The sequence below is a fragment of the Paenibacillus sp. P3E genome (genome assembly GCF_001909045.1).
GTDB classification, from domain to species: domain Bacteria; phylum Bacillota; class Bacilli; order Paenibacillales; family Paenibacillaceae; genus Paenibacillus_AQ; species Paenibacillus_AQ helianthi.
On the sequence record NZ_LVWH01000070.1, the window covers coordinates 1 to 25,943 of the forward strand.

The window sequence follows — 25,943 nt, forward strand, 5'->3', positions numbered from 1 at the left end:
CTATTAATTGTATGGTCTAAAAGTATGAATTTATGAGATTATATGTAAGTTGGTGAAAACAAGAAAGGGGGCGATAGTTATAAGCATTAACACGGCTATGAATGCTTTTTCCAAAAGTAAGAAAGAAAAGCTGGTCATGACACCATTATCATTAGTCACAGCGGTCTGTTTTTTTATCATCGTATTAAATGGGTGAATACCACTTTCCAGGAGCCAAACGTTTCAAAGGAGCGGAACAATATCCAATACATAAAATCGTTTTTCGAAGATGAGATTTATTATTTTGAAGTAGATGATGAACAGACTTACCGGCAGATCGTTGCGAGACAAGGAGGCGCCTTCGAAATTTCGGGTAGCCCCGATTTTTTCTTAACGGACCAGGCTGTGGAGATGTTGGAAGAGGATATTTCTATTGAACGGGCTGAATTTGAAAAGGTTTGGATCACGGCTATGGCTTCCTATCAGGAAGAGTGGACCCGGATGAAGCAGAGATATTCAACAGGGCAGCATGTAGCTGGTTCAGTTATGTTTTTTTCGATCCATGGTATTCATATTGCCTTATCTGACGGGGGATTTGCAGTCACAGCTTATGAAGCGGTTCGTTCCCGGGTCGATCATAGCTTCCTGTATCCGCAACATCTCATCGAAGGCACAGTTCAAGGCTGGGATGATGTAAACTGCTGGCTGATTATTGAAAATTGCACGATGAGCGGGAAGAAAGACAACAAGCAGATCATTTAATCACCTGCTGAGCCGTGTGAACCGCAGATTCTGTTTGCTGCTATGGTTTTCCATGGATTTATTGCATATACATTTAGCATGATTTATCCACAACTAACGATCACGAGTATTGGATTACCAGGAATACATATAATAACCCCAACGAGGGGCCGGTTAGAGTAGTCAAGAACTCTGGTGGCGGGTTAACAGTTAATATAGGAAGGAAATCGGGTAAAAGAGAATATTGCGCGATGATGAACAGCCATTTCATAGCTTTTCAAAAAAAATTATGAAGCAGCCAGCTCCTGTGATACAATTATCTAGTTGTCCTGGTCCGTGGAGTCCCATTTCTTATAGTGCTTTTACACACACTGGAAGTTGGGGGAGAAAACGAAGGAAAACAGAGCATTTCAGTGTATTTTAATGTGTTCGTGAGTATTAACAGGGTAATTGTGAGATTTTACAGTCTTGGTATCAATTTTTGTCGTTATTTATTGATTTATTGCGTTGCTTTATGTATAATCAGCCTTGTTGATTTTTCAAATGGAATAGCGATTGCTTCCGAAGCAAGTTTTGTACGAAGCTATTCTTATGAAGCAACGCTAACAAAACTTTTTTTTGGGAGGTAATCAATTTTGGGAAAAGCGTTAATTATTGGCGCTGGCGGTGTAGCGAGCGTTGTTGTTCATAAATGCTGCCAGAACCCGGATGTATTTGAAGAGATCTGCATAGCGAGCAGAACTGTCGCGAAATGTGATGCTCTGAAAGATAAATTGGCCGGAGGCCAGACGAAGATTTCTACGGCTCAGCTTGATGCAGATAACACGGACGAGGTAATCGAACTGATCAAGAGCTTCCAGCCGGATGTCGTGATTAATGTCGCTCTCCCATATCAGGACCTGACCATTATGGATGCCTGCCTGGCAACGGGAGTGCACTATGTCGATACTGCGAACTACGAACCGCAGGATACTGCGAAATTCGAATATTCCTGGCAATGGGCTTACAAAGAAAGATTCGAAAAAGCCGGAATTACCGCGCTGCTCGGCAGTGGCTTTGACCCCGGGGTAACCGGAGTATTCACGGCCTATGCGCAAAAGCATTATTTTGACGAAATTCACACGATTGATATTGTTGACGCCAATGCGGGTGATCATGGTTATCCGTTCGCGACCAACTTCAATCCTGAAATCAACATTCGTGAAATCACGGCCAACGGGCGTTACTTTGAGAATGGCGAATGGATCGAAACCGCACCATTGTCCGAGAAGAAAGTCTACGATCTCCCGGAGATCGGCCCGAAGGATATTTACCTCTTGTATCATGAAGAGCTGGAATCTCTGGCTGCCAATATCCCTGGCGTGAAGAAAATCCGCTTCTGGATGACCTTCTCGCAGAACTATCTGACGCACCTGAAGGTGCTTGAGAATGTCGGAATGACTTCCATCGAGCCAATTGTCTATGAAGGTAAAGAAATAATTCCTTTGCAGTTCCTGAAGGCGATTCTGCCTGACCCGGCTTCCCTGGGACCAAGAACCAAGGGTAAGACCAACATTGGCTGTATCATTCAAGGCACTAAAGACGGCCAGCCCAAAACGTATTATGTGTACAATGTCTGCGATCATGAAGAATGCTACAGAGAAGTGGGCTCCCAAGCTATTTCCTACACTACCGGCGTTCCTGCTATGATCGGGGCTATGTTGATTATAAAAGGCATCTGGAAGAAACCGGGCGTATACAACGTGGAGGAATTTGATCCGGATCCATTCATGGATGCACTTAACAAACACGGGCTGCCTTGGCAAGAAGATTTCTCGCCGACGCTGCTGGATTAGGGCCTTAGATCATGAAGGATATAGATATCGATATCAGCAATCTGCCGTCACCTGCCTATCTAGTCGATGAACGGCTGCTAACGAAGAACCTGGAAACGTTGAATTACGTGCAGGAGCGTACAGGAGCGAAGATTCTTCTGGCGCAAAAGGGGTTCTCCATGCACGCGCTGTACCCGCTGGTCGGCAAGTACCTGCATGGTGTTACTTCCAGCTCTCTATTCGAAGCCCGGCTGGGCTTCGAGGAGATGGGCAAGGAAGTGCATGTCTACGCACCGGCTTACATGGACCGTGAATTCGACGAGCTGCTGCGCTACACCGATCACATTGTGTTCAACTCGTTTGACCAGTGGAACCGGTTCAAGGGGCGGGTACAATCCGCTCCCAAAGCCATCAGCTGCGGTATCCGCGTGAACCCGGAATATTCCGAGATTGAAGTGCCGCTGTATGATCCCTGCTACAACTATTCCCGCATGGGCGTGACGCTGCCGAATTTCCGGCCGGAAGAGCTTGAAGGTATTGATGGACTGCATTTCCATACGATGTGCGAACAGAACTCGGATACACTGGAGCGTACGCTCAAGGTAGTCGAAGAGAAGTTCGGTGAATATCTGCACGGCATGAAGTGGCTCAACTTCGGCGGCGGCCATCATATCACCCGTCCCGATTATGACCTGGAGACACTGATCAAGTGTATTCTCCATATGAAGGAAACCTATGATGTGCAGATCTACCTGGAGCCGGGTGAGGCGGTTGCGCTGAATACCGGGTACCTGGTAGCTACTGTACTGGATACCATGCGCAATGGCATGGATATTGCCATCCTGGACACCTCGGCGGAATGCCATATGCCCGATGTGCTGGCAATGCCCTACCGTCCTGGCATTATCGGTGCGGGAGAGCCAGGGGAATATCCGTACACGTATAGACTCGGCGGCATGACCTGTCTGGCGGGAGATATTATCGGGGATTATTCCTTCCCGGAACCACTTAAATACGGTGATAAGCTGGTCTTCCTGGACATGGCGCATTATTCCATGGTGAAGAACCATATGTTCAACGGTGTGAACCTGCCGGCCATCGCTTCGTATAATGAAGAAGAAGGCCTCAAGGTGATCCGCGAGTTTGAATATAACGATTTCAGCAACCGTTTGTCATAATTCATTTATAGTCAGGTGTTCTGTAAGCCATTGTGATGGCTTGCGGGACGCCTTTTTTGCTTTTTCCTATATCCATTATTCAGAAGTACGGCACGGAGAAAATGGTTATAACGATTCTGTACGTAGCTTCGCAGGATGCAGAGTGATAACCTAATCACAGTGTATAACCGGAAGGGAGTGATTGGCATGCAACGCCGGGCTAATCAAACTACTGCTGCAGTGAAGGTGAAAGAAACTTAAAAATCAAAAGGAGCTGCTGCAGAGCGTGCTAAAATTGAAATATTTGTTCAATAATGAAGAGTTGGCGGAAATGATGCTGCGGAATTGGGCGTATGACCAGGAATCGCTGCATTTGTTCCAGTATTACCGGATTTCCTCCAATGCAATATATCCTTTCGAGAACGGCGGGAAGAATCAGCTGCTCCGGTTCGCGCCACAGACAGAGAAGCTTAAAAGTAATCTGCTGGCGGAGCTTGAGTTCCTCTCGTACCTGCGTGAGCGTGGATATGGAGTGCTTGAGGCTGTGCCTTCCCGGAAAGGTTCAGAGCTTGTAGAAGCGCAGACGCCTTGGGGGACTTATTATGCAACGGTCTTTAAGCGTGTCCCCGGGGTGCGAATGGATGATGCTACTCTAGATGACCAGACCGTATTCCGCTACGGTCAGGCTTTGGGGGAGCTTCATCGGCTATCCAGTGACTACAGCCCTGTGCAGAGTAAAAGATGGACACACAGCGAGGTACTGGAGTGGATTCGCCGGATTCTGGAGCCATTCCCGGAACAAATGGCGGCAAGGGCGGAGACAGAGCTGCTTGCGGATTACTTTGCGGGGGTGTCTGCCACGTCGGGCAATTACGGACTGATTCATTATGATTTTGAGCTGGATAATATCTTTTATGATCAGACACAGGATACGGTTAACGTCATTGATTTTGACGATGCCATGTACCACTGGTATGCCGTGGATATCGAGCAAGCCCTGGACAGCCTGCTGGAAGCTGTTGCAACCGAGGAGCAGGCCCATAAGAAGGGTTGTTTTCTGAAGGGTTACGCCAGCCGGTATGATCTGCCGGAGGATGGACCGTCTTTGGCGGCTTGCAGACGGTTTGCTGATTTGTACAGGTATGCCCGGATCTTGAGGTCTACGGCGGAACAGTGGGAGCATGAGCCGGAATGGCTAACTATTCTGCGGAGCCGTCTGGACAGCTCGCTGAAAGTCGGCAGCAGCCGGTTCGGGGAGAAGCTGTAGCTGGAGAAAAAATGAATGTTGTACACATAAAGAGCCTCAGTCCCCACTGGAAGTGGGGGCTGAGGCTCTTTTGCAGCAGCAGGGAATGAAGAGTGACGAAAAATTAAAATCACTCCTGGCCTGCTCTCTGTGATACAATAATTTAGTCTGTTTTTTAAGGAACCTTGCAGACTTCGGAGTCATGCTCCATACCGGAGCCAGCTTCGGGATTGACCGTATTTGAGGAGGAAATCAGCGTTAATGAAACATGCACCCTTTATAGCAGTAGAGGGCCCGATCGGGGCCGGCAAAACAACCCTCGCCACGATGCTGGCCAGTGAACTGGAGCTACCAGTGATTAGAGAAATTGTGGAGGAGAATCCGTATCTGGATAAGTTCTATCAGAATATGGACGACTGGAGCTTTCAGCTTGAGATGTTTTTTCTCTGCAACCGTTACAAGCAGCTTGAAGATACCGTGAACCAGTACATAGATAGAGGTAAACCGGTCATTTCGGATTATCATATTTATAAGAATCTGATCTTTGGTGAGCGTACACTGAAGGGGACGAAGCGGGACAAATACCGGGAAATCTATCATGTGTTGACGGATGATCTGCCAAAGCCTGATATTATTCTTTATATCCGTGCTAATCTGGATACCCTTATGGCCAGAATCGCCAGACGCGGCCGTCCGTTCGAAGAGGAAATTTCACCTGCATACATGCAGCAATTAATAGAAGATTATGATGACGCTATGGCCTCACTCGCTGTCCGCGAGCCTTCGACAGTCATTGTGACCATCGATGGGAATCAGGTTGATTTTGTAGAGAACAAGGAAGACTTCACTGCGATCGCCGAACACTTAAAGGAGCTTATGACATGAACCCATACAACATCCCGGATAATGCCATTATTACAGTAGCCGGTACGGTAGGTGTCGGTAAATCGACGTTGACCGCAGCCCTGGCCGAGCGTCTGAACTTCCAGACGTCCCTGGAGCAGGTGGACCATAATCCATACCTGGAGAAGTTTTATCATGATTTTGAGAGATGGAGCTTCCATCTGCAGATTTATTTCCTGGCGGAACGCTTCAAGGAGCAGAAGAAGATGTTCGAACTCGGCGGCGGGTTTGTACAGGACCGTTCGATCTATGAGGATACCGGTATTTTTGCCAAAATGCATGCCGATCAGGGTACCATGTCCAAGACCGACTATGACACCTACACCAGCCTGTATGAGGCCATGGTCATGACACCGTATTTCCCGCATCCAGACGTGCTGATCTACATCGAAGGCAGCCTGCCCTCGATCCTGACCCGCATCAATGAACGAGGACGCGAGATGGAAATCCAGACCGATGTCTCCTACTGGGAGCATATGCACGGCCGCTATTCGCAGTGGATTGGCGAGTTCAGCGCCTGTCCGGTACTGCGCCTGAACATCGACGATTACGATGTGAAGGACCCGGGATCGATGGCGGAGATTCTCCGGAAGGTTGGCGCGGCAATTGGCCGGGCACCAGTGGGGAAGTAAGGAAGCGCAGGGATGAAGAGGAAGACACTGTTAGTAATGAGAAGATAATGTATAGTTCAATTGGAGCAGCGCCTTGGAGCGTTGCTTTTTTTTGAATGGATAAGATAATATATGCTTCGTGCAATAAATGATCCTTGTCTTTCTTGATGCTGTTGTTAATAAAAGTTTAGTGCTAGACTGGGGAGTGTCAATAAACTGATAAGGAAATTAGTGGGAACAGGTAACTTTTTTCTTGTAAAGACTGGTGGTGCACAAAATGATTAATTTGATTATGGCGATTCAAATATTAAGCTTCTTTTTTATTTTCCGATCCATCTCACGCTATCACTTTACAATCAAAGAAATAACAGTTTGGCTAGTGGTATTTTTAATGATTGGATTTATCTCTACATATTTTATAGGAGTATGGGGTGCGATTACGCTGTTTTTCTGTTTTGTGGGTATCTCCTACTTTAAAAATCATAGAACGTTTACCGCTTTAGGTGTTTTTTACGGAGCATATGCCTTAGTAATGAATTCATTTATCGGTTATCTGGCTGCAGATCCGATTACAAGCGTGGTTGAATGTATCTTCAAACAATCAACAGCGAATATAGATTATCTTCCGTATCTTTTTACAGCTATTGCACCGCCTGTTATCAATGAAATCGGCCTTAGATTAGTGCGTCATTATGTTCCACAGCTCAACAAAGAAATCCTGCAGGAATCCAGTAAAGTCATTCTTTTTCCAGTGATCGTTCTCTTCATTATCATCATTATCTCGGTGTATCCGATTTTAACCATTGGTAATGAAACGGGTGATTTCAATTCATTTCATAGAGCCTTACTTGTAGGAATGTGGCTGCTATTTATCATTGCGTTGCTGTATATGCAGTTTCAATACACTCATATTCATAAAAGAGAAATTGAAAAAGCTAAAAGTGAACAATTGGTGCAACTTAAGGATTATGCAGCACAGCTTGAAAAAATATACGATGAATTCAGAGGTTTTCGTCATGACTATGCCAACATCCTGTTGACCCTGGAGGATGGGATTTATCGGGAGGATTGGGAGCAAGTCAAACAGGTGTATGAACAAACCGTTAAGCCAACCGGGCAATTAATGCGTAAGAATGAGTATAGCTTTGTTAAGCTGCGAAACCTGCATGTATCAGAGGTCAAAAGCATCTTGGCTGCCAAAATTATAATGGCCCAGCAGATGAAAATTGATGTTGCATTAGAAATTGAAGAACCCATTCATTGGATACACATGGAATTGATTTCTTTCACCCGGATTCTCTCCATTTTATTGGATAATGCGATTGAAGCAGCGGCAAAGACGGAAAAAGCGAAGATTTCGATTGTGTTATTGGAGGACCCTATCATTCAACGAATTAAAATTGAAAATAGCAGCGGAGAGAAGGTCAGTTTACGACGGCTAGGAGAACGCGGATATTCATCCAAAGGCAAGGGGCGAGGTTTGGGTCTATATAATGTGCAGCAAATGTTAAAAGAAAATAACTTCGCGTCACTAGAGACGGAGGTCCAATCGAACTTATTCTCACAGACGCTTATTTTAAGAAAGACTGGAGAACGGAAATGAATATTTATATATTAGAGGATAACCTTATCCAGCAGCAGCGGTTGGAACGAATCATTAAATCATTGTCGATAAAGCATCAGATCCGTTACCGGAATCTATTCTCAACCGCAAAACCGGAGCTTTTATTATCGCAAATTGAAAATGTGGCCGACCATCAATTGTATTTTCTGGATTTGGAGATCAAGCATGAGGAGCATAAAGGACTGGCTGTCGCTAAGGAGATCAGAAAAAAAGATCCATACGGTACGATTGTTTTTGTGACCACACATTCTGAGCTTGCACCGATAACGTTTGAATATCGTGTGGCTGCTTTGGATTTTATTGAAAAAGAGTTACGGGAAGAAGAATTTATTCAAAAAGTTGAAGAGTGTCTATTGATTGCCGATTCGCGCCGGACGATTCCGGTAAGTCCCGATAATTTTTCTTTTGAGAATAAATACACCAGCTTTCAAATTCCTTTTTCAGATATTTTTTATTTTGAAACCATGGAAATTGCACATAAAATAAGATTAATTACTAAGTCTAAAGTTCTTGATTTTTATGCTGAATTAAATGAAATTGCAGGTTATGATGAACGCCTGTTCCGTTGCCATCGAGCGTTTGTAGTGAATTTAGCCAATATTAGATCCGTTGATAAAAAGAACAAATTAGTCTTGTTTGATCATAATGAAAGCTGTCCGGTTTCAAGAAGATTACAAAAGGAAACCATTGAAAAGATAGAAGCTTTAAGGCAACAATAATTTTTTGCTTACATATGAAATCTTAATATGAAGTGCTGGAAGCTATTTCTTAAATGGCGGCCGGCACTTCTTTTCTTTTACAAAGCGTACCGTCTATGAAGGTTAAAGGACTGTTGGTGATGTTACCATCTTGAATGGAGGGCCAAAGCCTTATGCTGGAAACGTAGCAGGGAGTTAGACCACACCGCATAAGGAGCGAGAAATCATGGAAACCATAATCCAAATCAATCACTTGTCAAAAGCTTATAAAGGAAACGAAATTGTTTCAGATGTAACCATGCATATTGAAAAAGGCGAAATTTACGGGTTCTTGGGACCCAATGGTGCGGGAAAAACAACAATAATGAAAATGATCCTTAATTTGGTGAAGCCAACATCAGGTGAGATTGTTGTGCTGAATCAGCCTCTATCACCAACCTCTTTTCAATACTTGCAGCATATAGGCAGTATCATTGAATATCCCGTTTTTTATGACCGGATAACAGCCATTGAAAACTTAAAATATCATTGTGAGTACACTCAGTATCATGGTGAGAATCGCATTCATGAAGTGCTGGAAACGGTTGGCTTAAAAGGAGTGGAGAACAAAAAAGTAGATGAGTTTTCTCTTGGGATGAAACAGCGCCTGGGAATTGCCAGAGCCATTCTTACCAAGCCGGAAATTTTGATTTTGGATGAGCCGATTAATGGTTTGGACCCTGTGGGGATCAAAGATATCCGTCTGCTTTTGCTGGAGCTGAAGAATGACTACGGTATGACAATTCTAGTCTCTAGTCATATTGTTTCAGAGATTGAATCCATTGCGGATACGATCGGAATCATTAATCATGGACAATTAATAAAGGAAGTTAAGATGAGTGAAATCAGAAAAGGAAATACCCAATACCTGGAAATAAAAGTGATTGACAGTAAGCGGGCTTCACTTGTGCTGGAGAGGAAATTGAACATTCAGGACTATGAAGCAATTGATCTGGAAACCATCCGGGTCTATCAACAAGATGTATCACAATCGGTCATAAATAAAGAGCTGGTGCTAAATGATATTGTTGTAAATCGCATCGAAACACAGCAAAGTAACCTGGAAGAATATTTCCTGAATCTTATTCATGGAGGCAAATAACATGTTCAGATTAATGAAGATCGAATGGAAGAGAAATCATCTGGCGGGGTATGGGATAAGGGCTGTGATTTGTATGGTTATTATTTTTGGAATGGTTGCCGGTATGGCTTTAATGTCAAATGCGCAGGATGAACCCATGTTTTTAGATTTTACAGCCTTCATGTCACTGGCTAACATCCTTGTTCGCATTACCTTTGTTGTTTTTTCAGGCATCATTATTTCCAGGCTAGTGATTGATGAATATAAAAATAAAACCATTCAATTGTTATTTTCATATCCCCTGCAGCGCAAAAAAGTGATTCAAGCAAAGCTAATGATTGTGCTTGGTTTCTGTTTCTTCAGTGTAGTGATCTCCACCTTCATCATTGAAGTATTGACCGTCTTATTAAATCCGACAGTACACTTTTTCGAAACAGCAGCGTCAAAGGAAGATGTGTTGGCTACCATTCCATCAATCCTTATTGCTTCAGTAATGACAGCCGGCTTAAGTCTTATTCCTTTGTCTTTTGGTATGCGCAAAAAATCTACTGCCACAACAATTACTAGTTCAGTAATCTTAGGAATCCTGCTAAATTCTATGGTTTCTGATGGAAGCAGTTCTGTATCCATGTTTCAATTTATCGGCGTACCCATCGTATTCTGCTTGCTGGGTTTAGCTGTAGCTTATCTATCGTATCGAAAAATTGACAGAACGGATGTTGCATAAACTATGAAATCAAATAAGTGGATTTGGATATCGATGGCGGTTATTCTGGTGGGAATCCTCGTTATCGGCTTGCAAGATGGATCTCAAGATTTTGAGCTAACAGAAGATATCCCGGCGAAAGAAATTCAGAGCATTGAAATCAATAATGATTCATGGGAGCTTCTTGTGAAGGAATCAACAGACAATCAAGTCCATGTAGACATTGAGGGGAATCAGACGGATAAGAAGAAAGCCCCTGTTGCAGTGACACGTCAATCGAATAACTTAGTTATTCAACAAGATAAGCAAATTGGCGGGGCCTTCTCAGCTTTTTCTTTTCATAAAGAGGGAACCATCACGGTTTTAATCCCCAAAAATACAGTAGAACAAGTCAGAATAGTCAACAATGAAGGAGATATCCATATTCGAACGCTAGCAACCCATAATTTAATCGTTGAAAATAAAGCAGGCAGTATGAAATTAAATCAAGTTGAAGCAGATTCAGGGGACTTAAATTTAATGGAAGGGGACCTGAATGTAAAGGATAGCTCATTTGAACGAATAGACGTAGCTGCCAGGGGGAATGACCTTTATTTTAAAAATGTAACCAGTTCAATCATGAATCTTTATTCTAAAAGCGGCGAAATCGTTCTTAATGGGGTAGATGAAAAAGGTGAAATGAGAGTTGAAACAAAAACTGGGGACATTCAAGTTGATTATCAAACAGCGCCAGCCAGCTTGAAAGTGGCAGTGGAAAATGCAAAAGGAGATACAACGGTTCACTTGGCGAATCTCAGGGCCACGGAGAAAACAGACGAGAAAGTAGATGGTACCATTGGTGATGGGGAGAATTCCTTATATGTCAAAAGTCATTCAGGAAGCATCGGTATTAAATAAAGGTCAACCTGAATGAGGGTGCCGGAAGTGTCGCCCCATGTTACAATAAACGAACAAGCAGAAAGGATGGGGTGATTTTAGTTGAAGTACGATTTTAACCGTATCATTGACCGCCGCAATACCCGTTCCTACAAATGGGACCAGTCCGAAAAGCTGTTCGGAGACAAGGAGATTCTTCCACTCTGGGTGGCGGATATGGACTTTGAGAGCCCCCCCGCGGTACAAGAAGCCATTCTGCGCCGTGTGCAGGAGGGGATATACGGCTACAGCGTGACGAGCGATTCTTACAAAGAGGCGATTACGGGCTGGTACCGCAGACGTCATGACTGGGAGATTCATAAGGAATGGATTACGGATTCCCCCGGAATCGTTACATCACTGAGCCTTTCGGTAGAGCTGTTCAGTAACCCGGGAGATCAGGTGATTCTGCAGTCGCCGGTGTATTATCCTTTTTATGATGTGATCCAGATGAATGACCGCAAGGTGGCCATCAATCCGCTGAAACTTGAAGAAGGCCATTATGTCATGGATTACGACCAGCTCGAAGAGCTGATGATCGGCGGTGCTAAGCTGATGCTGCTGTGTAGTCCGCATAATCCGGGCGGCAGAGTGTGGGAGCGGGATGAGCTGCTGCGCCTTGGGGAGCTATGCCTGCGGTACGGCGTAACGGTAATCTCGGATGAAATTCATTGTGATCTGGCAATGCCGGGCCACAAGCATATTCCGTTCGCCTCCTTGTCTGAGGAGCTGTCGAATATCACACTGACTACACTTGCGGCTACCAAAACCTTTAATCTGCCGGGACTGCAAACCTCATACACCGTTACCTCCAATCCGGAAATGAGAAGGAAATTTGAGTACAAGCTTAAGACGCTCAGTCTGCACATGTCTCCTTTCTTCACGCCAGAGGCTGTAGAAGCAGCATACAATGAAGGCGCGGAATGGCTGGATGAGCTGTTGCAGCATATCAGCGGAAATGCGGAGTATGCCACCCGTTATCTTGGAGAGCATCTGCCTCAAGTGAAGCCAATGACTCCGGAAGCCACTTACCTGTTGTGGATCGATTGCCGTGCACTCGGACTGGACGCTGATGGTCTGAAAAAGCTGATGTACCGTGAGGCTAAGGTCGCATTTAATGAGGGTTCTGTATTTGGCACAGAGGGTCAAGGCCATCTGCGCATTAATCTGGCTTGCCCGCGTTCCGTTCTTGCTGAAGCGCTGGAGCGTTTCTGTCAGGCTGCTGCACCTTATGTAAAATAAGAACACGATATTCATAGGTCCGCCGTATCTCCTTGAACAGATGTTCAGGAGGGACGGCGGACTTCTACAAATAGAGATACATCATAGGAGTGGAGATCATAGAGATGAGTACAACCCGAATGATTATAGACTGCGATACCGGCATTGATGACGCACTTGCTATCCTGTACGCATTGCGGACTCCGGGCGTGGTGGTTGAAGGCATAACCACAGTGTTTGGCAATATTGATGTTGCGCAGGCGGCGGACAATACCCTTAGACTGCTGGCGCTGGCGAATCCAGGGTATGAGGTTCCGGTTGCCATCGGCGCTTCCCGGGCATTGGTCCGTGAGCTTACCGGTTTCTCCACCCATGTGCATGGCGACAACGGCATTGGCGGCGTACAGCTTCCATCTTCAACCCAGCGTCCGGTGAACGAGACGGCGGCAGAATTTATCGTGCGGCTGGCGAATGAGCATCCGGGCGAAATTGTGCTGGTTACACTCGGACGTCTGACGAATCTGTCACTGGCGCTTGATCTTGACCCGGAACTTACAGGCAAGCTGAAGAAAGTAGCCGTGATGGGCGGCACTATTTTTAAGCCGGGGAATGTGACACCTGTTGCCGAGGCCAATATTTGGGGCGACCCCGAGGCGGCTGACCGGGTATTCACTTCAGGGCTGCCGGTGCTGATGGTGGGACTGGACGTTACGCTGAAGACACGCATTACTTCAGAACATTTGGAGCTTCTCAAACGGTTCGGGCGGGAGGATTGCAGGGACATCATTCAATTTATGGATGAATCCCTAGCGTTTTATTTTAAATTTTACCGGGAAGCCAATTATTTGATCAACAGTGCGCCGCTGCATGATCCGCTGGCGCTGATGGCTGCACTGCGGCCGGACCTGCTGACCTGCCGGCAGATGAAGGTGCGCGTGGAGCATCAGGGTGAGCATACTGCCGGTATGGTGGTCGCGGATCTCCGGGCTCAGCCCAAGGTAGGCGAGTTCATCGAGGTGGCAGTGGATGTGGATGCAGAACGGGCAGTGGGGATCTTTCTTAGCGCATTCATGTAAGGGGAGTTATGGTTACAATCTATTAATTTGCTATAAATACCTGGTTTGGTAAAATGATAGAGGTATTGCAGTTGATAGATTTGAAATCATATCCTACAGAATGGGGAATAGAGCAATGAAGCGTATAGCAACAATAGTATTGTGCGCAGCGATTACAGCGGCAGGTTTTAGTTCGCTTCCTACAGACGGAGTTCATGCCGCAGCAGGCGGTGTAAGTATTGTACTCGATGGATACCCGCTACCGTTTCCAGTAGAACCGGCAGTAATGAGCGGGACCACCATGGTGCCGTTCCGGGCGATATCCGAAGCACTGGGTGTCAAGGTGGAATGGAATCAGGCGGCCAAACAGATTACCGCGACAAATAAGGATACTTCAGGCACCAAGAAAGTCATTCTTACTCTGGGTAAAACAAGCGCTTCTGTCAACGGCGCTTCCGTGAAGCTGGCCGTCGCTCCCCAGAATGTCCGCGGCACGACGATGATCCCGCTCAGCTTTTTTGGTCAGCAGTTCGGCGCCGGCGTAACCTGGAATCAGGCTACAAAGACGGTCTCGATCACCTCGCCAAAGAAGGATGTATACACGCTTGGCTTCTACGCGCAGGGCGCTTACAGCGAGGTTTCGCTGATTCCGGATTTTGATGCCGTTGCCTTTGGCTGGAGCCGGATTGACCGCAGCGGCCAATACACGGTCTCGGGTACGGAGTTCCGGTGGCCGCAGGCTGCCGGAGATGTTACACCAGAATCCATTGTTCAGAATGCCGCTGCCGGGGGAACGGCTCCATACCTGATGGTATATTCAGGCGACAAGGAGCTGGAGCTGACCAAGAATATGGAGGATCTGCAGCTTCAGCAGCAGACGATATCCAGTATTGTGGACACCGCAGCGCAGAAGGGCTTTCAAGGGATTGCCCTCGACCTGGAGGGGCTTGGCATGACCGGGGACAAGGCGCTTGTGCAGAGTCAATACAACACCTTTGTCAAGAATCTGTCCGCCAAAGCAAAGGCCGCGAATCTGAAGCTTACCGTTATTCTTCATCCCCTCAACAGCGCATACAAAGGATATGATTACAAGACGCTGGCCTCTCTGGCCGACGATCTGGTCATTATGGCTTACGCTTATGAGGGTGAGACCGGACCGGAGCCGATGAACAAGGTCGATGAATCCATCCGTCTTGCCTTACAGCAGGTCAGCAAGGACAAGCTGATTCTTGGCATTTCGGTATACAGCGAGAACGAAACCTCGGTCAATGCCAAGATTGGCCTGGCCAAACGCTACGGTCTTAAGGGCATTGCCATCTGGCGTCTGGGTCTGATCGGCCAGCCGGTGTTAAGCGAGATGGGGAAGTCGGTAGAATTGTAAAGAATACCAAATCTGCTTCATGCCTATTGCATTCATATAAGCCATTATAGCCACTCATGCACCATAGAGTGGTTTTTTGCGTTTTTACATCACAACAAATGTCACATTAACCTGCGCGGCAAACCTGTATAATTTTTAAGGTTCACCTAAGTAGTACCTGCAACCTTTATATTGTGGGCAGACAACGATGACATCTTATTTTCAGGAGGACTATTGAGCATGAGCATGAAATATAAATCACTTGAACTGGACAAACCGCTAACGTATGAGCTGGAAGGGCTGGAGGTTGGGGTAACTTCGAACTGCAATTTCCGCTGTGATTACTGCTGCGCTTATAACAGAAACGACGGACAGAGCATCAAAGGCAAAGAAGTAATCCGCATCCTGGAGGAGCTGCCCCATCTCAAGCGGGTTCGTCTTTCCGGCGGAGAAGTGACGCTTAAGTTCCAAGACTGCCTGGAGATTGTCAGCTACTGCGCATCCCGGGGCATTCAGACTCAGCTGAATTCCAACGGCAGCCTTCTGACCGAGGAACGGATCGGCCAGCTGGTCCATGCCGGACTGACTACGATACATATTTCCTTCAATTTCACAACCGCCGAGGCCTTCTCGCGCTATTATAATATTCATACCAGCATCTACGATAAAATCAGAGAGAATATCACGATGTTCGCCAAGACCAGTGTGGATGTGGTGCTGGAGACTCTACTGTTCAGCGAGACGCAGGATAATATGCAGGAGATCAGCGATCATGTCTATGCATTGGGAGTCAGAACCCATGAAATCCAGAACAGCATTATTATGGGCCATACCGGCTGGAAGGCGATCGCGGCCCGTGAACAATTGAAGAATGCCGTAAGTGAGCTGATTGCCCGCAAAAAAGAGGATACCACTCTCTACTTCACCTGCATGGACCGTTTTATGGAGGCGCTGGGCTTTCAGGAGCAGCCTGGGGTATATTTCCCGCACTGCATCGAAGGTAAGAAACAGCTGCACCTGCACGGCAATGGCGATATCCTGATCTCCGAGCTGTGTCACCCGGTCATTATCGGCAATATTTATAAAGGCACCTCGTTAAAGGATCTCTACAGCAACATGCCTGCACCGCTGTCTGAGTTCCTTGACAAACAGCCTTGCCCGGCGCTTGATGCTTTGTTCCCGCAGGGTGTCTGAAGCGTTCTCCGCCAGCTCTAACTGCTTCGCGGCTGGAAGTTCAAGGCAATAATCCTATACAAGGGGCTGTCTCATAAGTAGAATTTTCTACGTAAGGGACAGTTCTTTTTTTAAAAAAAACCGTAAAACGACAGCAGAGCAGCGATTCTCCCGTTACTGGAGAATCGCTGCTCTACGTTTTTGGTCATTAGCGGCTTGCTTTAGCAGATTATGAGCAAGCGAAAGCCACCCGACCTCAAGCGTCACTTTTTCCATGCCGCGAAGCAGAAATCGCCGGAATCCCCGGTTGTTTTTCAGTTGTCCAAACACACTTTCGGGCTCAATCATTCGGCGAACCGCCAATCGATATCCCTCTTCACTTTGAAGAAGTTGCCGAGCCTGGTGTTTATACCTCAACCCTTTGAGGCTCACCGTGACTTCCCGATCTCCAGCAGCCTTTGTACATTCGGCTTTTAGGGGACAACCCTGACAGCCGGTACTGCGGTAATGGCGTTGCCGGAGTTCATATCCACTATCTAATGTTTTCTTACTCTCATAACGAAATCGAAGTTTTGTTCCGGCTTTACACGTCCACGTATCTTCGACTTCGTCATATGTCCAGTTCTCGAATTTCCCGATGTTTTCTCTCCACGCCTTGCCCTTTTCTATATGATAGCTACCGTATTTCACCACGGCTTGGATTTCTTCTTTTTCCAAGTAGGCATAGTTTTCTTCACTACCGTAGCCGGCGTCCGCAATAACCGTTTGTGGAAGTCTTCCCAGTACCTGTTTGACCTTCTCCATATGCGGCTGTAAGCAACGTGTATCCGCCCTGCTTTGGTGAACGCTATATGCCAAGATAAACTGGTTTTCCGTTCCGATCTGTACATTGTAACCGGGTTTGAGTTGACCATTTCGCATGTGATCTTCCTTCATTCGCATAAAGGTTACATCCGGATCGGTCTTACTGAAGCTGTTTCGGTCGCCGAGCTGCTTCTGGTACTGCTCGTACTTGTGCAGCCGGGGAAGCAGGTCCTTGCGAAGCTTCCGGATCGCTTTCTTCAGCGGTTTGTCTTTGGGTTTGTTCAGCAGCCGGGCTTCAAGCTCCCGGGTCACTTGTTCGAGCTTCGCACCGCTGATTTCTGAACATTCGCCGAGTTCGGCAAGGTCTTTTCCGTGGTCTTCCTGTTCTTCCTGTTTCTCTGCGGCTTCAATGTCGGCAAATAGCGCGTGCACTTTCTCTTGCAGTTTAGCTTTATGTTTACTGACGGCTTTGCCCCACACGAAAGTATAGCGATTTGCATTCGCTTCAATCTTCGTGCCGTCCACAAAATAATGGTCCAGGGAGACGTATTTTTCGTCCGCCAGAAATTGAAGGACGGCGGTGAATAGCGTTTCAAGAACATCTTTCATCCGCTGTGAACGGAAGCGGTTTATGGTGCGGAAGTCCGGGCGCTGCCGTCCGGCCAGCCACATGAACGGGATGTTTTCCCGCACCACTTTGGCGATTTGGCGAGAAGAATACATGCGCTGAGTGTAGGCGTAGATGATGACTTTGGTGAGCATTTTAGGGTGATAGCTGTCGCGGCCACCGCCAGGGTAAGCTGCGTCAAAGATGGTGTCGTCCAGCCGATTGACGGCTGAGTTAACGACACGAACGAGGTGGTTAGGGGGAATGTCCTCTTCTAAATCCATTGGCAGACAAAGTTGGTCCATGGTATATTGAATGTACAAAGAAATCGCTCCTTTTGAAATGGTTGGGTGGTACCTCCATTTTACCAAAGAGCGATTTCTTTTTTTGTGATTTTAGAAGGATTGTAGTAACATTTTCCGCTTAAACAGCGGAGAGGACGGACTGATTGTGGAAAAGCGGCAGCGGTCGCCTTTGTCTCCGGATTTTCACCGCTTAGGGGAATAAATAAAATCTGGAGACAACAGCGATTGGAACAACGGTCCGTTCGCGGAGCGTCCACACGAGCGTCTACGTACATCCTCGTAAAACAAAGGGGGATGTCCCAGCAGCCATTTCATGGCTTTTGGGACACCCTCGTTTTTCTGATTTTTTTCATTCCAAAATGAAAGTTTTCATGTATAATCATCAAATGTATCGGTACAGATGAAGGGACAAGGATTGGAGAGGATTTGCTGCTCCGAAAAAATTACTGCTTTGAGGGAATATTGTCCTGATATTATCCTGGGTTGTGGTAGAGGTAGCCAACAGTATGGTTTGAATACCCGTGATCAATAAGCCTCTAAGCCGGAGAACTTCCGTGTCCAAGGTGCTTGTTTGCGTTCAACCAGAGATAATAGGTGAGATGCACTGTCTTTAATACTCAAGGGTTTATATCCTTATGACTAAAGTCCTAAAATTTTATCTAAAAATTCGACAAAATTCGAGATTATTCCCTATTAACCTCCAAGAAATATTAACTATTTGTGTCTTGAATCCGATAGTTATTGTAATAAATGTTACTGCTTCAGGGTTGGAAACAAATAGTCATATAGATTAGGGCGAAAGGATGTAGAGAAAAATGAAGATTCGGATGAAGCTTTCGGTTTTGATGATCGTCGTTACACTGATTTCTACGTTATTAATGGGGGTTTTTACGTACAGTAAATCTACTAAGACTATTCTGAATCTGACCGATACTGCAATGGCGCAGGTGAACACCAACAAAGCACAGACCATTGAAGCGATGATTGACAAAGAAAAGCGCAATATGGAGCTCGTTGCAGGTGAATCGGAAATCGCTGAGCTGCTGCTGAAATCGGAAGACGGCAATTTGGCCCGTACGGGGGACCCGCTGCAGGCTGAGGTGAATACCAAACTTCAAAAGATAGTGAAGGATGCAGGCAATCTGGAGCATATGTTCGTGGCCAACATGAAGGGGATCGGGATAGCAGATAGTGATACTAAGCTGGTCGGAACAGACTTCAGTGAAAGAAACTACACCAAGAATGTGATGAAGACCGCCGGACCTGTAATCAGTGAAACGCTGAAATCCAAGTCAACAGGGGCCTATGTTCTGGCATTTGTACATCCTGTAACGAGTGGCGGCAAGATGATCGGTTTCGTGGCATCCGCAGTGAATGCGAATAGTATCATTAAATATTTGTCTGATGCCAAGGTGGCCAATGCGCCCTCCTCCTACGCCTACCTTGTGGATGAGACCGGGAACATCCTGTTTCATCCCGATGAAACCAAGATCGGAACAGCGATAGAGAATGCTCAGATCAAAGCAGTGGTAGAAAAGATCAAAGCTGGTGAGAAGGTTGCAGACGGCAACGTTCAATATACCTACAAGGGTGCTGAGAAAAAAGCTGCCTTTACCGTTCTGCCGGTAACGAATTGGACACTGGTGCTGACAGGTGATCTTGGCGAGATTATGAAGCCTGTTGACAACATGACGAACTATATTATCTTATTGGGTATCGGGTGTCTGCTGCTGACCTTGCTCGTGGGAATCACTGTGGCTACCCGGATCTCTTCGCCGATCATTAAGCTGACAGAAATGATTAACCGCACCGCGGAGCTGGATCTTAAATACGACTCGCAATACGAGTATCTGTTGAAAAATAAAGACGAAACCGGAACCATCGCCAAAGCGATGTTCCATACCCGGTCGGTGCTGAGGGAAATGGCCGGCAGCCTGGTTACCATTTCCGCAAAGGTGCTGGACAATGCGGAGATGCTGGAGAAGCTGTCCGATGACGTACGGGAGAATGCCCATGATAATTCGGCTACAACAGAGCAGTTGTCGGCGGGGATGGAAGAAACCGCAGCCTCTACGCAGGAAATGTCGGCAGCTATTCATGAGATCGAGAGTAATGTCCGCAGCATTTCGGGGCGTGTTAAGGAAGGTGCCGGTGTGTCCGGTCAGATTACCGAGCGGGCGCTTGCGCTGCAGCATGACGCCACTGAGTCTATAGACAATGCCAAACGGATCTATGAATCCGTGCGTGTGGAGATGGAGAAGGCCATTAAGCAGTCAGGCTCGATTCATGAAATCAACGTACTGGCGGACACCATTCTCTCTATTACCAGCCAGACCAATCTGCTAGCACTTAATGCTGCGATTGAGGCGGCACGGGCCGGAGAAGCAGGGCGGGGATTCGCTGTGGTAGCGGGCGAGATCCGCAAGCTGGCCGAGAAGTCCTCCGAAACAGCGGCAGGTATTCAAGGAGTTGTCAAGAATGTATATTCTTCTGTCGAGCAAATGAAGGACAATTCCGAGGCTATACTTGAGTTTATCGATCATAATGTTTTGGGAGATTATGAGCGTCTTGCAGAAGTCAGTGAGCAATATAACAGTGACGCTTCTGCTATTGACGAGCTGATGAATCAGTTCGGAGAAGCCGCCGACCACTTGAGTGAGACCGTGTCCAGTGTAGCGATTGCGATTAATGAAGTTGCGGCTACTGTAAATGAAGGGGCCATCGGCGTGCAGGATATTGCTGAGAAAACGGCAGATATCGTAGAGAAAACCTTGCATGAAGCAACGATGGCCGATGAGAATACGCAAAGTGCAAAAGAACTGCAGGGATTAGTGGAGAAATTCAAGATTTAAGCGGTTTAATGCAATCTTTACCTTACTTTCATCTGGATTTAAGCTTGCGGGTATATATTGATTTCATAACCCCCCTTTAATATAATCTTTGGCCCCGCCGGTCTCCGGCGGGGTCCTTTTTTTGTTTTTTTGAACAGGGAACAGCAATACATCTCAGGTTATTGGTCCATACTGATACCAAGGAGTGAGGATCATATTTGAGAGCATGCTTGTAGATGGTGAAGGAATCCGCAGCAGCATCAACGGCAAAGTGGATTGGGAAGTATTGGGTCCCCGGATTGCCTCGGAAGCGTCAAGCGGGAATGAAGCGCTGCAGCTGTTGCAGGAGAGCTTTTTACTGCAGTTAATCAAGGATGAATGGAATAGTATGGCCGTTATTAGAGAACGTTTGCAGCAACTGCAGCTGAATCCGTTGACAGCAAATGATTTGAATCTGCAGATTGCCGCCCTGGAGATCAAAGTGCCCTCAGAAAAAGGGACAGACCGCCAGGAGTGGAAGGCCCTGCTGAAGTTGGCGTTTCAGAAGCTCTGCCGGGAGACGTCCTCCGGGTGGAAGGGAATCTATCCGTTCAGAGATGAATTTAACTCTGCGCTGATGTACTTTCTCGTTATTTTGAAATCAGGACCGGAGCAGTCCCATAAAACACATCGGTTCATAGAGGAACTGAAGCAGAGTACTGCCAGTAATCTGAGGCTGGAATGTGCAGCAGGGATTGGAGAGCAAGTGAAGGGGCTGAAGCGGTTAAAGAATGCTTATACCTCATGTATGCTCTCTTGGAACCAGAGTCCCAATTACAGGGAAGCGGAAGGTGAAAGCAGACAGGTACGGGAGCTGATGCAGTTTTTTACGCCTGAGGTGGAAAGGATGCTGGCCCGAGTGATCGAAAATATGGACATGAATGCCTTCCGAATGCACCTTGATGCTCTTTTCAACAGCGAAAGGGATGCACCCATGTTTGTATTTACCTTTCTGGCGCTGCGTCTGCTTCTGGTATTCAGTTCGATTGCCCAAAAGTTCGAGCTTGGCAGCTCTGCAGTGCAGAAGTACTTATGGAAATGCCAGATTAGCATTGCCGATTACCAGTCGCGTGAAGGGATACGGGAGAAGATTGAAGAACTGGCGCTGCTTTTGATGGATGAAGTGCAGAAGATCCGCTTATCCAGCGGCCGGCATATGATCGAGGCAGTCCGAAAAGATATTGGGGAGCACTTTTGCTGCGAGCAGGATCTTTCGTCCCTGGCAGAGCGATTTCATTTCAATGAGACGTATTTGTCGGGGCTGTTCAAGCAGCATGTCGGCATTCCCATGGACGATTATGTTACAAGACTGCGGATGGCCGAGGCCGAGCAGCTGCTGCAGGAAAATAAGCTGAAGCTGACCGATATTGCCATGTTTACCGGCTATTCCAGCTTCACCGGTTTCTGCAGCGCCTTCAAGAAATACAGCGGCAGAAGCCCCAAGGATTACCGGGAGCGCTATGTGAAGCGGCATGCCCGGAACTGAAAGCAGGAGACGCTACCCTTTTTTTCTTAACCCAATCAATGGTAGTATAAGGAAAAGGTATTCAGTTATAATGCCTAGGGTTAAGGAGAGGAGGGTATTGGATGAGAAGATTAGGGTTCAGCTCTATGCAAAGTCTACGGATGAACAACAACAGCGGTTGTTTGTATAGAGCTGAAGGTAAGACGCCGCTTTGATTCATGGATAGGGAATCGTTGTTTGTACAGTAGACTTTGCTACCTTAAAAAGTTCATTAATTTTAAGGAGCGGAGCTACCATGAAATATGTAAATGCAGATATTGTACTACCGGAAAAGTTACTGAAGGAAATCCAGAAATATATGCACGGCGGAATGCTGTATGTGCCTAAACCGGAAGGGCAACGGGCCAAATGGGGTGAGCACTCCGGCGGCAGAACGTATCTCTCCAACCGTAATAAAGAAATTAGGAAGCAGTATTCCTCAGGCCTCACCACCCAGGAGCTGGCAGAACAGTTCTGCCTGTCCTGCGACAGCATCAAAAAAATCGTCTATGGTAAAAAGTAGACAGCAAACAGCCGCACCGGATTTCTGCCGATGCGGCTTGTTTATGTGAGTATGAGGTGGTATCGGTCGATACTAAATTCATTCGTGGACATGGAAAAGAGTAGATTTAAAAGTAAGTAAAAAACGAATTATAACGAAATAGTATCTTCGTCTAGTAATTATTGTGTAATATACTTTCTCTGGATGAAAAACAATCTTCACTGAGGAGTTACTCTACCATGAGAAACGAAACATTGTTACTAACAAACGTGACTTTAATCGATGGAACGGGTAGGCAGCCGATAAAAAATGCAACAATAGAAGTTGTAAACGGTAGATTCGGTACCATAACAGAATATCGGGATACCCAGTTTAAGAATGGAAAGGTAAAAGAAATAGACCTGAATGGACTTGTGATGTTACCAGGATTTATTCATACACATGCGCACACCAGCTTTAAATTTTTGCAGAATGAGCCTTTTCATGGGTACCATAAAGAGTATTTAACTGCATGTTTTGAAGAGGGAATTACTACGATCCGCGACGAGGGAATGACTACAAATGCAACGATTGATGATGTTATAGCACATTCGAACAGGCTGGATAGTGTGCTTTTTCCCAGACTTATCACGTCAGGTAAAGTTTTTACGGCTCCCGGGGGATATGGAGGGCAAGAACCCATCGGTGTTGGAAATGTGGAAGAAGCCAGGCTTAAGGTTCGCGAGGTATTAGAAAAAGGGATTCACTTTATAAAGACCGCTCTTGAAGATGGATATGACCCCAGTACGTTCGGCCTGCCTAAGCTTAATCAGGAGATTCTGGAAACCATTTGTAAGGAAGCTAGGGAAATGGGAGCCCATGTGTCTGCTCATGTAACCAACGCCAAAAATCTCCGGATTCTAGTGAATTCGGGAATTCACGATGCTGCACACATGATCTATGACCGTTTAGATGATGACTTGATACGTCAGATGGTAGAAAAAAACGTTCGAATAGTACCTACACTCACTGTATTAAAGATGTTTCAAGACAAATTTGGAGCCCCTCTTTTAAAACAAGGGCTGGACAATGTCCGAAGGTTTGTCCAGGCGGGTGGGGAGATCGGCTTGGGTGATGACTTTGTTGAAGAAGAAAAACCATGGTATAGGTTAGGAATGCCATGGGAAGAAATCCGCTTGTTAGGCGATGCTGGTCTCACACCGATGCAAATAATTGTAGCGGCAACTTCAGTCGGTGCAAAGATATGTAATCTGTCTCACGAGATTGGGACTATCCAAACTGCTAAGAAGGCTGATCTATTTGTTATTGAAGGAGATCCACTTGCCAATATAGACAATCTTCGAAAGGTTAAATTCGTCATGAAAGAAGGCAATATTAGATTCTGCTAACTCCAGCTTCGGATAATAATTCATCGCGTTCGGGGCAGATAACAACAGCATTGCCTCCTACCCAATTGTCTGATCAACACGTTCACCAGCTCCTTGCCAATGCCCTTGCGGTGGTATTCCTCACGTACGGCCGCTCCAGAGCGTCCGCTGGACGCTCCGGTTATTCGGCAATCTGTGCAATTGCCGCTTCTACTGTGACCAGCTCTTCGCTTTGCTGCGACATATCTTTAAGCCGGAGCTTGCCGTCAGCAGCTTCGCTTTCTCCGATCAGTATAACGTAGCGGATGCCCTTCGTATTCGCTGCGGCCAGTGTTTTCTTCAGCTTGCGTTTACCGGTATCCACGGCAGTGTGGATGCCTGCAGCGCGAAGTGCTGCGGCGGCAGTCAACGCCTGCGGCATAACTTCCCCGATCGGTATAACCAGTACCCCTGAAGCTTCTTCCCGGATAGGCCGTTCTCCCAGCAACGCCATAATCGACTCCATGCCGAAGGAGATGCCCACTGTAGGATATTCGATGTCATCTCGTCCCACAAGCTTGCCAATAATAGAGTCATACCTTCCTCCACCGCCAAGACTGGAAGTATAGGCACCGGAAGCGTCGAAGATTTCATAAACGGTACCCGTGTAGAACGACAGGCCGCGGGACAGAAAAGGATCGAAGACGCAGATCTCCGCAAGTCCGATTCCTGCGATCAGCTGCTGCAAGGCCAGCACCTCCAGCAGGCCTGGCTTTCCGTCCAGCTCATATTTTACCGCAAGCTCATCCAATGAAGGGGCATCCATGTCCAGCAGTTCTTTAAGCTTGCCTGTAGCAGCCGGAGTCAGTCCTTTCTCCATAAGCTCCGCAAGTACCCCGGTGCTGCCGATTTTGGCGAGCTTATCGAGTGTCAGCATCACGGACAGGTGATCTTCAAGCGGAACTCCAGTTGCTTCCAGTATCTCGCCAAGGAAGCACCGGTTGTTCCATTTCAGGATGACAGGAATCTCTAGTCTGCGGAAGGCCTCCGCTGCGAGCTGCATCAGCTCTGCTTCTCCCTGCGGGCCGGCGATGCCCACCACATCGGCGTCGCATTGCAGGAATTCGCGCAATCGGCCTTTTTTGACCGGTCCATCCCGGAACACCTTGCCGATCTCATAGCGTTTATATGGGAACTCCATGCCCGGATTCAGGGCGATCACCTTGGCAAAGGGAATGGTCAGATCGTAGCGCAGCCCCAGCTGGCGGCCGCCCTGGTCGGTCAACTGATACATCTCGCGGAGAATCTCGTCACCTCCCGCATATTTGGAGGTCAGCAGCTCCAGCTCATTGAGCAGGGTTGTATCCATTGACTCAAAATCATACAGCTCAAACAGTTCGGTTAGCGTGGAGCGGACTTTTTGGCGGATGGACTGCTCCCGGCCGAAATAATCATAGGTACCTTTAACATTCTGCATGTTTAGCAGCTCCTTATTATTTTTTGTGTATTGCCCATTGTAAACAAAAAACGCGCCGGACCTTTTGGTCCCGCGCGCTTGATATGCGGCAGGGAGGCCAAACGCGAAAAGCGTCAGCCCTCCCTGAAAAATGTTCAGGAGTGCTAACGCTGCTTGTGATGATGAAGCTGATTCAGTATGATGGTTATGCTATTCATGCGAATCA

At 46.8% G+C, this 25,943-nt stretch carries 22 protein-coding genes; 19 read left to right on the forward strand and 3 right to left on the reverse strand.

Going from position 1 to position 25,943, the window contains the following annotated elements; translation table 11 throughout:
* The first annotated feature begins 192 nt into the window (after positions 1 to 192).
* The 15 genes from A3842_RS07685 (at position 193) to A3842_RS07755 (ending at position 16,344) form a co-directional block, all read left to right on the forward strand.
* On the forward strand, positions 193 to 741 hold the full coding sequence (locus A3842_RS07685) for a hypothetical protein (RefSeq protein ID WP_083609516.1): 549 nt from the start codon (positions 193 to 195) through the stop codon (positions 739 to 741).
* A gap of 614 nt (positions 742 to 1,355) precedes the next feature.
* A complete protein-coding gene (locus tag A3842_RS07690; RefSeq protein WP_074087477.1) occupies positions 1,356 to 2,555 on the forward strand; it encodes a saccharopine dehydrogenase family protein in 1,200 nt (399 codons plus the stop codon).
* 20 nt (positions 2,556 to 2,575) lie between these two features.
* Positions 2,576 to 3,712, forward strand: coding sequence for a carboxynorspermidine decarboxylase (gene nspC, locus A3842_RS07695; RefSeq protein ID WP_074087479.1), 1,137 nt, complete (start codon positions 2,576 to 2,578; stop codon positions 3,710 to 3,712).
* Between the two features lie 265 nt (positions 3,713 to 3,977).
* Positions 3,978 to 4,958: a phosphotransferase enzyme family protein gene (locus A3842_RS07700; RefSeq protein WP_074100975.1), complete on the forward strand. Its 981-nt coding sequence runs from the start codon at positions 3,978 to 3,980 to the stop codon at positions 4,956 to 4,958.
* A gap of 240 nt (positions 4,959 to 5,198) precedes the next feature.
* The gene (locus A3842_RS07705; protein WP_074100976.1) at positions 5,199 to 5,822 is read left to right on the forward strand and encodes a deoxynucleoside kinase; all 624 of its coding nucleotides are present in this window, start codon (positions 5,199 to 5,201) and stop codon (positions 5,820 to 5,822) included.
* On the forward strand, positions 5,819 to 6,472 hold the full coding sequence (locus tag A3842_RS07710) for a deoxynucleoside kinase (protein WP_074086031.1): 654 nt from the start codon (positions 5,819 to 5,821) through the stop codon (positions 6,470 to 6,472). The genes A3842_RS07705 and A3842_RS07710 overlap by 4 nt, the downstream gene beginning before the upstream one ends.
* A gap of 256 nt (positions 6,473 to 6,728) precedes the next feature.
* Positions 6,729 to 8,054, forward strand: a complete 1,326-nt coding sequence (locus A3842_RS07715; protein WP_074100977.1) for a sensor histidine kinase — start codon at positions 6,729 to 6,731, stop codon at positions 8,052 to 8,054.
* Positions 8,051 to 8,794, forward strand: coding sequence for a response regulator transcription factor (locus A3842_RS07720; protein ID WP_074086033.1), 744 nt, complete (start codon positions 8,051 to 8,053; stop codon positions 8,792 to 8,794). The genes A3842_RS07715 and A3842_RS07720 overlap by 4 nt, the downstream gene beginning before the upstream one ends.
* Before the next feature lie 205 nt (positions 8,795 to 8,999).
* On the forward strand, positions 9,000 to 9,914 hold the full coding sequence (locus tag A3842_RS07725) for an ABC transporter ATP-binding protein (protein ID WP_074100978.1): 915 nt from the start codon (positions 9,000 to 9,002) through the stop codon (positions 9,912 to 9,914).
* A 1-nt stretch (position 9,915) separates the two neighbouring features.
* Positions 9,916 to 10,620 (forward strand): ABC transporter permease, encoded by a 705-nt coding sequence (locus A3842_RS07730; protein WP_074100979.1) that lies wholly within the window; start codon positions 9,916 to 9,918, stop codon positions 10,618 to 10,620.
* 3 nt (positions 10,621 to 10,623) lie between these two features.
* Positions 10,624 to 11,496, forward strand: coding sequence for a DUF4097 family beta strand repeat-containing protein (locus A3842_RS07735; RefSeq protein ID WP_083609517.1), 873 nt, complete (start codon positions 10,624 to 10,626; stop codon positions 11,494 to 11,496).
* Positions 11,497 to 11,577: 81 nt separating this feature from the next.
* Positions 11,578 to 12,756 carry a MalY/PatB family protein gene (locus tag A3842_RS07740; RefSeq protein ID WP_074100981.1) on the forward strand — a complete coding sequence of 393 codons (1,179 nt, stop codon included), beginning with the start codon at positions 11,578 to 11,580 and terminating at the stop codon, positions 12,754 to 12,756.
* A 104-nt stretch (positions 12,757 to 12,860) separates the two neighbouring features.
* Positions 12,861 to 13,811 carry a nucleoside hydrolase gene (locus A3842_RS07745; RefSeq protein WP_074100982.1) on the forward strand — a complete coding sequence of 317 codons (951 nt, stop codon included), beginning with the start codon at positions 12,861 to 12,863 and terminating at the stop codon, positions 13,809 to 13,811.
* A gap of 115 nt (positions 13,812 to 13,926) precedes the next feature.
* Positions 13,927 to 15,171, forward strand: a complete 1,245-nt coding sequence (locus A3842_RS07750; RefSeq protein ID WP_074100983.1) for a stalk domain-containing protein — start codon at positions 13,927 to 13,929, stop codon at positions 15,169 to 15,171.
* 213 nt (positions 15,172 to 15,384) lie between these two features.
* On the forward strand, positions 15,385 to 16,344 hold the full coding sequence (locus A3842_RS07755) for a radical SAM protein (protein WP_074100984.1): 960 nt from the start codon (positions 15,385 to 15,387) through the stop codon (positions 16,342 to 16,344).
* A gap of 153 nt (positions 16,345 to 16,497) precedes the next feature.
* On the opposite strand, the gene A3842_RS07760 is transcribed toward A3842_RS07755, so the two are convergent.
* Positions 16,498 to 18,057, reverse strand: a complete 1,560-nt coding sequence (locus A3842_RS07760) for an IS1182 family transposase (RefSeq protein ID WP_074100985.1) — start codon at positions 18,055 to 18,057, stop codon at positions 16,498 to 16,500.
* Positions 18,058 to 18,866: 809 nt separating this feature from the next.
* Here A3842_RS07760 and A3842_RS07765 point away from each other — a divergent pair.
* From A3842_RS07765 to A3842_RS07780, 4 genes are all read left to right on the forward strand, one after another.
* Positions 18,867 to 20,891: a methyl-accepting chemotaxis protein gene (locus tag A3842_RS07765; protein WP_256701578.1), complete on the forward strand. Its 2,025-nt coding sequence runs from the start codon at positions 18,867 to 18,869 to the stop codon at positions 20,889 to 20,891.
* A gap of 205 nt (positions 20,892 to 21,096) precedes the next feature.
* Positions 21,097 to 22,395, forward strand: coding sequence for a helix-turn-helix domain-containing protein (locus A3842_RS07770; RefSeq protein ID WP_074100987.1), 1,299 nt, complete (start codon positions 21,097 to 21,099; stop codon positions 22,393 to 22,395).
* A 274-nt stretch (positions 22,396 to 22,669) separates the two neighbouring features.
* Positions 22,670 to 22,936, forward strand: coding sequence for a CD3324 family protein (locus A3842_RS07775; RefSeq protein WP_074086043.1), 267 nt, complete (start codon positions 22,670 to 22,672; stop codon positions 22,934 to 22,936).
* A gap of 218 nt (positions 22,937 to 23,154) precedes the next feature.
* Positions 23,155 to 24,303: an amidohydrolase family protein gene (locus A3842_RS07780; RefSeq protein ID WP_074100988.1), complete on the forward strand. Its 1,149-nt coding sequence runs from the start codon at positions 23,155 to 23,157 to the stop codon at positions 24,301 to 24,303.
* A 20-nt stretch (positions 24,304 to 24,323) separates the two neighbouring features.
* On the opposite strand, the gene A3842_RS33745 is transcribed toward A3842_RS07780, so the two are convergent.
* Complete coding sequence (locus A3842_RS33745) at positions 24,324 to 24,467, reverse strand: GNAT family N-acetyltransferase (protein WP_143186203.1); 144 nt, start codon at positions 24,465 to 24,467, stop codon at positions 24,324 to 24,326.
* The gene (locus A3842_RS07785; RefSeq protein WP_074100989.1) at positions 24,464 to 25,738 is read right to left on the reverse strand and encodes a histidine--tRNA ligase; all 1,275 of its coding nucleotides are present in this window, start codon (positions 25,736 to 25,738) and stop codon (positions 24,464 to 24,466) included. The genes A3842_RS33745 and A3842_RS07785 overlap by 4 nt, the downstream gene beginning before the upstream one ends.
* Positions 25,739 to 25,943 lie beyond the last annotated feature (205 nt).

Bases quoted from the DNA above. Each gene is read 5' to 3' on its own strand.
- A3842_RS07775 (WP_074086043.1), top strand. From the start codon at position 22,670: ATGAAATATGTAAATGCAGATATTGTACTACCGGAAAAGTTACTGAAG.
- A3842_RS07705 (WP_074100976.1), top strand. From the start codon at position 5,199: ATGAAACATGCACCCTTTATAGCAGTAGAGGGCCCGATCGGGGCCGGC.
- A3842_RS07745 (WP_074100982.1), top strand. From the start codon at position 12,861: ATGAGTACAACCCGAATGATTATAGACTGCGATACCGGCATTGATGAC.
- A3842_RS07770 (WP_074100987.1), top strand. From the start codon at position 21,097: ATGCTTGTAGATGGTGAAGGAATCCGCAGCAGCATCAACGGCAAAGTG.
- A3842_RS07725 (WP_074100978.1), top strand. From the start codon at position 9,000: ATGGAAACCATAATCCAAATCAATCACTTGTCAAAAGCTTATAAAGGA.
- A3842_RS07750 (WP_074100983.1), top strand. From the start codon at position 13,927: ATGAAGCGTATAGCAACAATAGTATTGTGCGCAGCGATTACAGCGGCA.
- A3842_RS07785 (WP_074100989.1), bottom strand. From the start codon at position 25,738: ATGCAGAATGTTAAAGGTACCTATGATTATTTCGGCCGGGAGCAGTCC.
- A3842_RS07735 (WP_083609517.1), top strand. From the start codon at position 10,624: ATGAAATCAAATAAGTGGATTTGGATATCGATGGCGGTTATTCTGGTG.
- A3842_RS07720 (WP_074086033.1), top strand. From the start codon at position 8,051: ATGAATATTTATATATTAGAGGATAACCTTATCCAGCAGCAGCGGTTG.
- A3842_RS07765 (WP_256701578.1), top strand. From the start codon at position 18,867: ATGAAGCTTTCGGTTTTGATGATCGTCGTTACACTGATTTCTACGTTA.
- A3842_RS07710 (WP_074086031.1), top strand. From the start codon at position 5,819: ATGAACCCATACAACATCCCGGATAATGCCATTATTACAGTAGCCGGT.
- A3842_RS07780 (WP_074100988.1), top strand. From the start codon at position 23,155: ATGAGAAACGAAACATTGTTACTAACAAACGTGACTTTAATCGATGGA.
- A3842_RS07715 (WP_074100977.1), top strand. From the start codon at position 6,729: ATGATTAATTTGATTATGGCGATTCAAATATTAAGCTTCTTTTTTATT.
- A3842_RS07730 (WP_074100979.1), top strand. From the start codon at position 9,916: ATGTTCAGATTAATGAAGATCGAATGGAAGAGAAATCATCTGGCGGGG.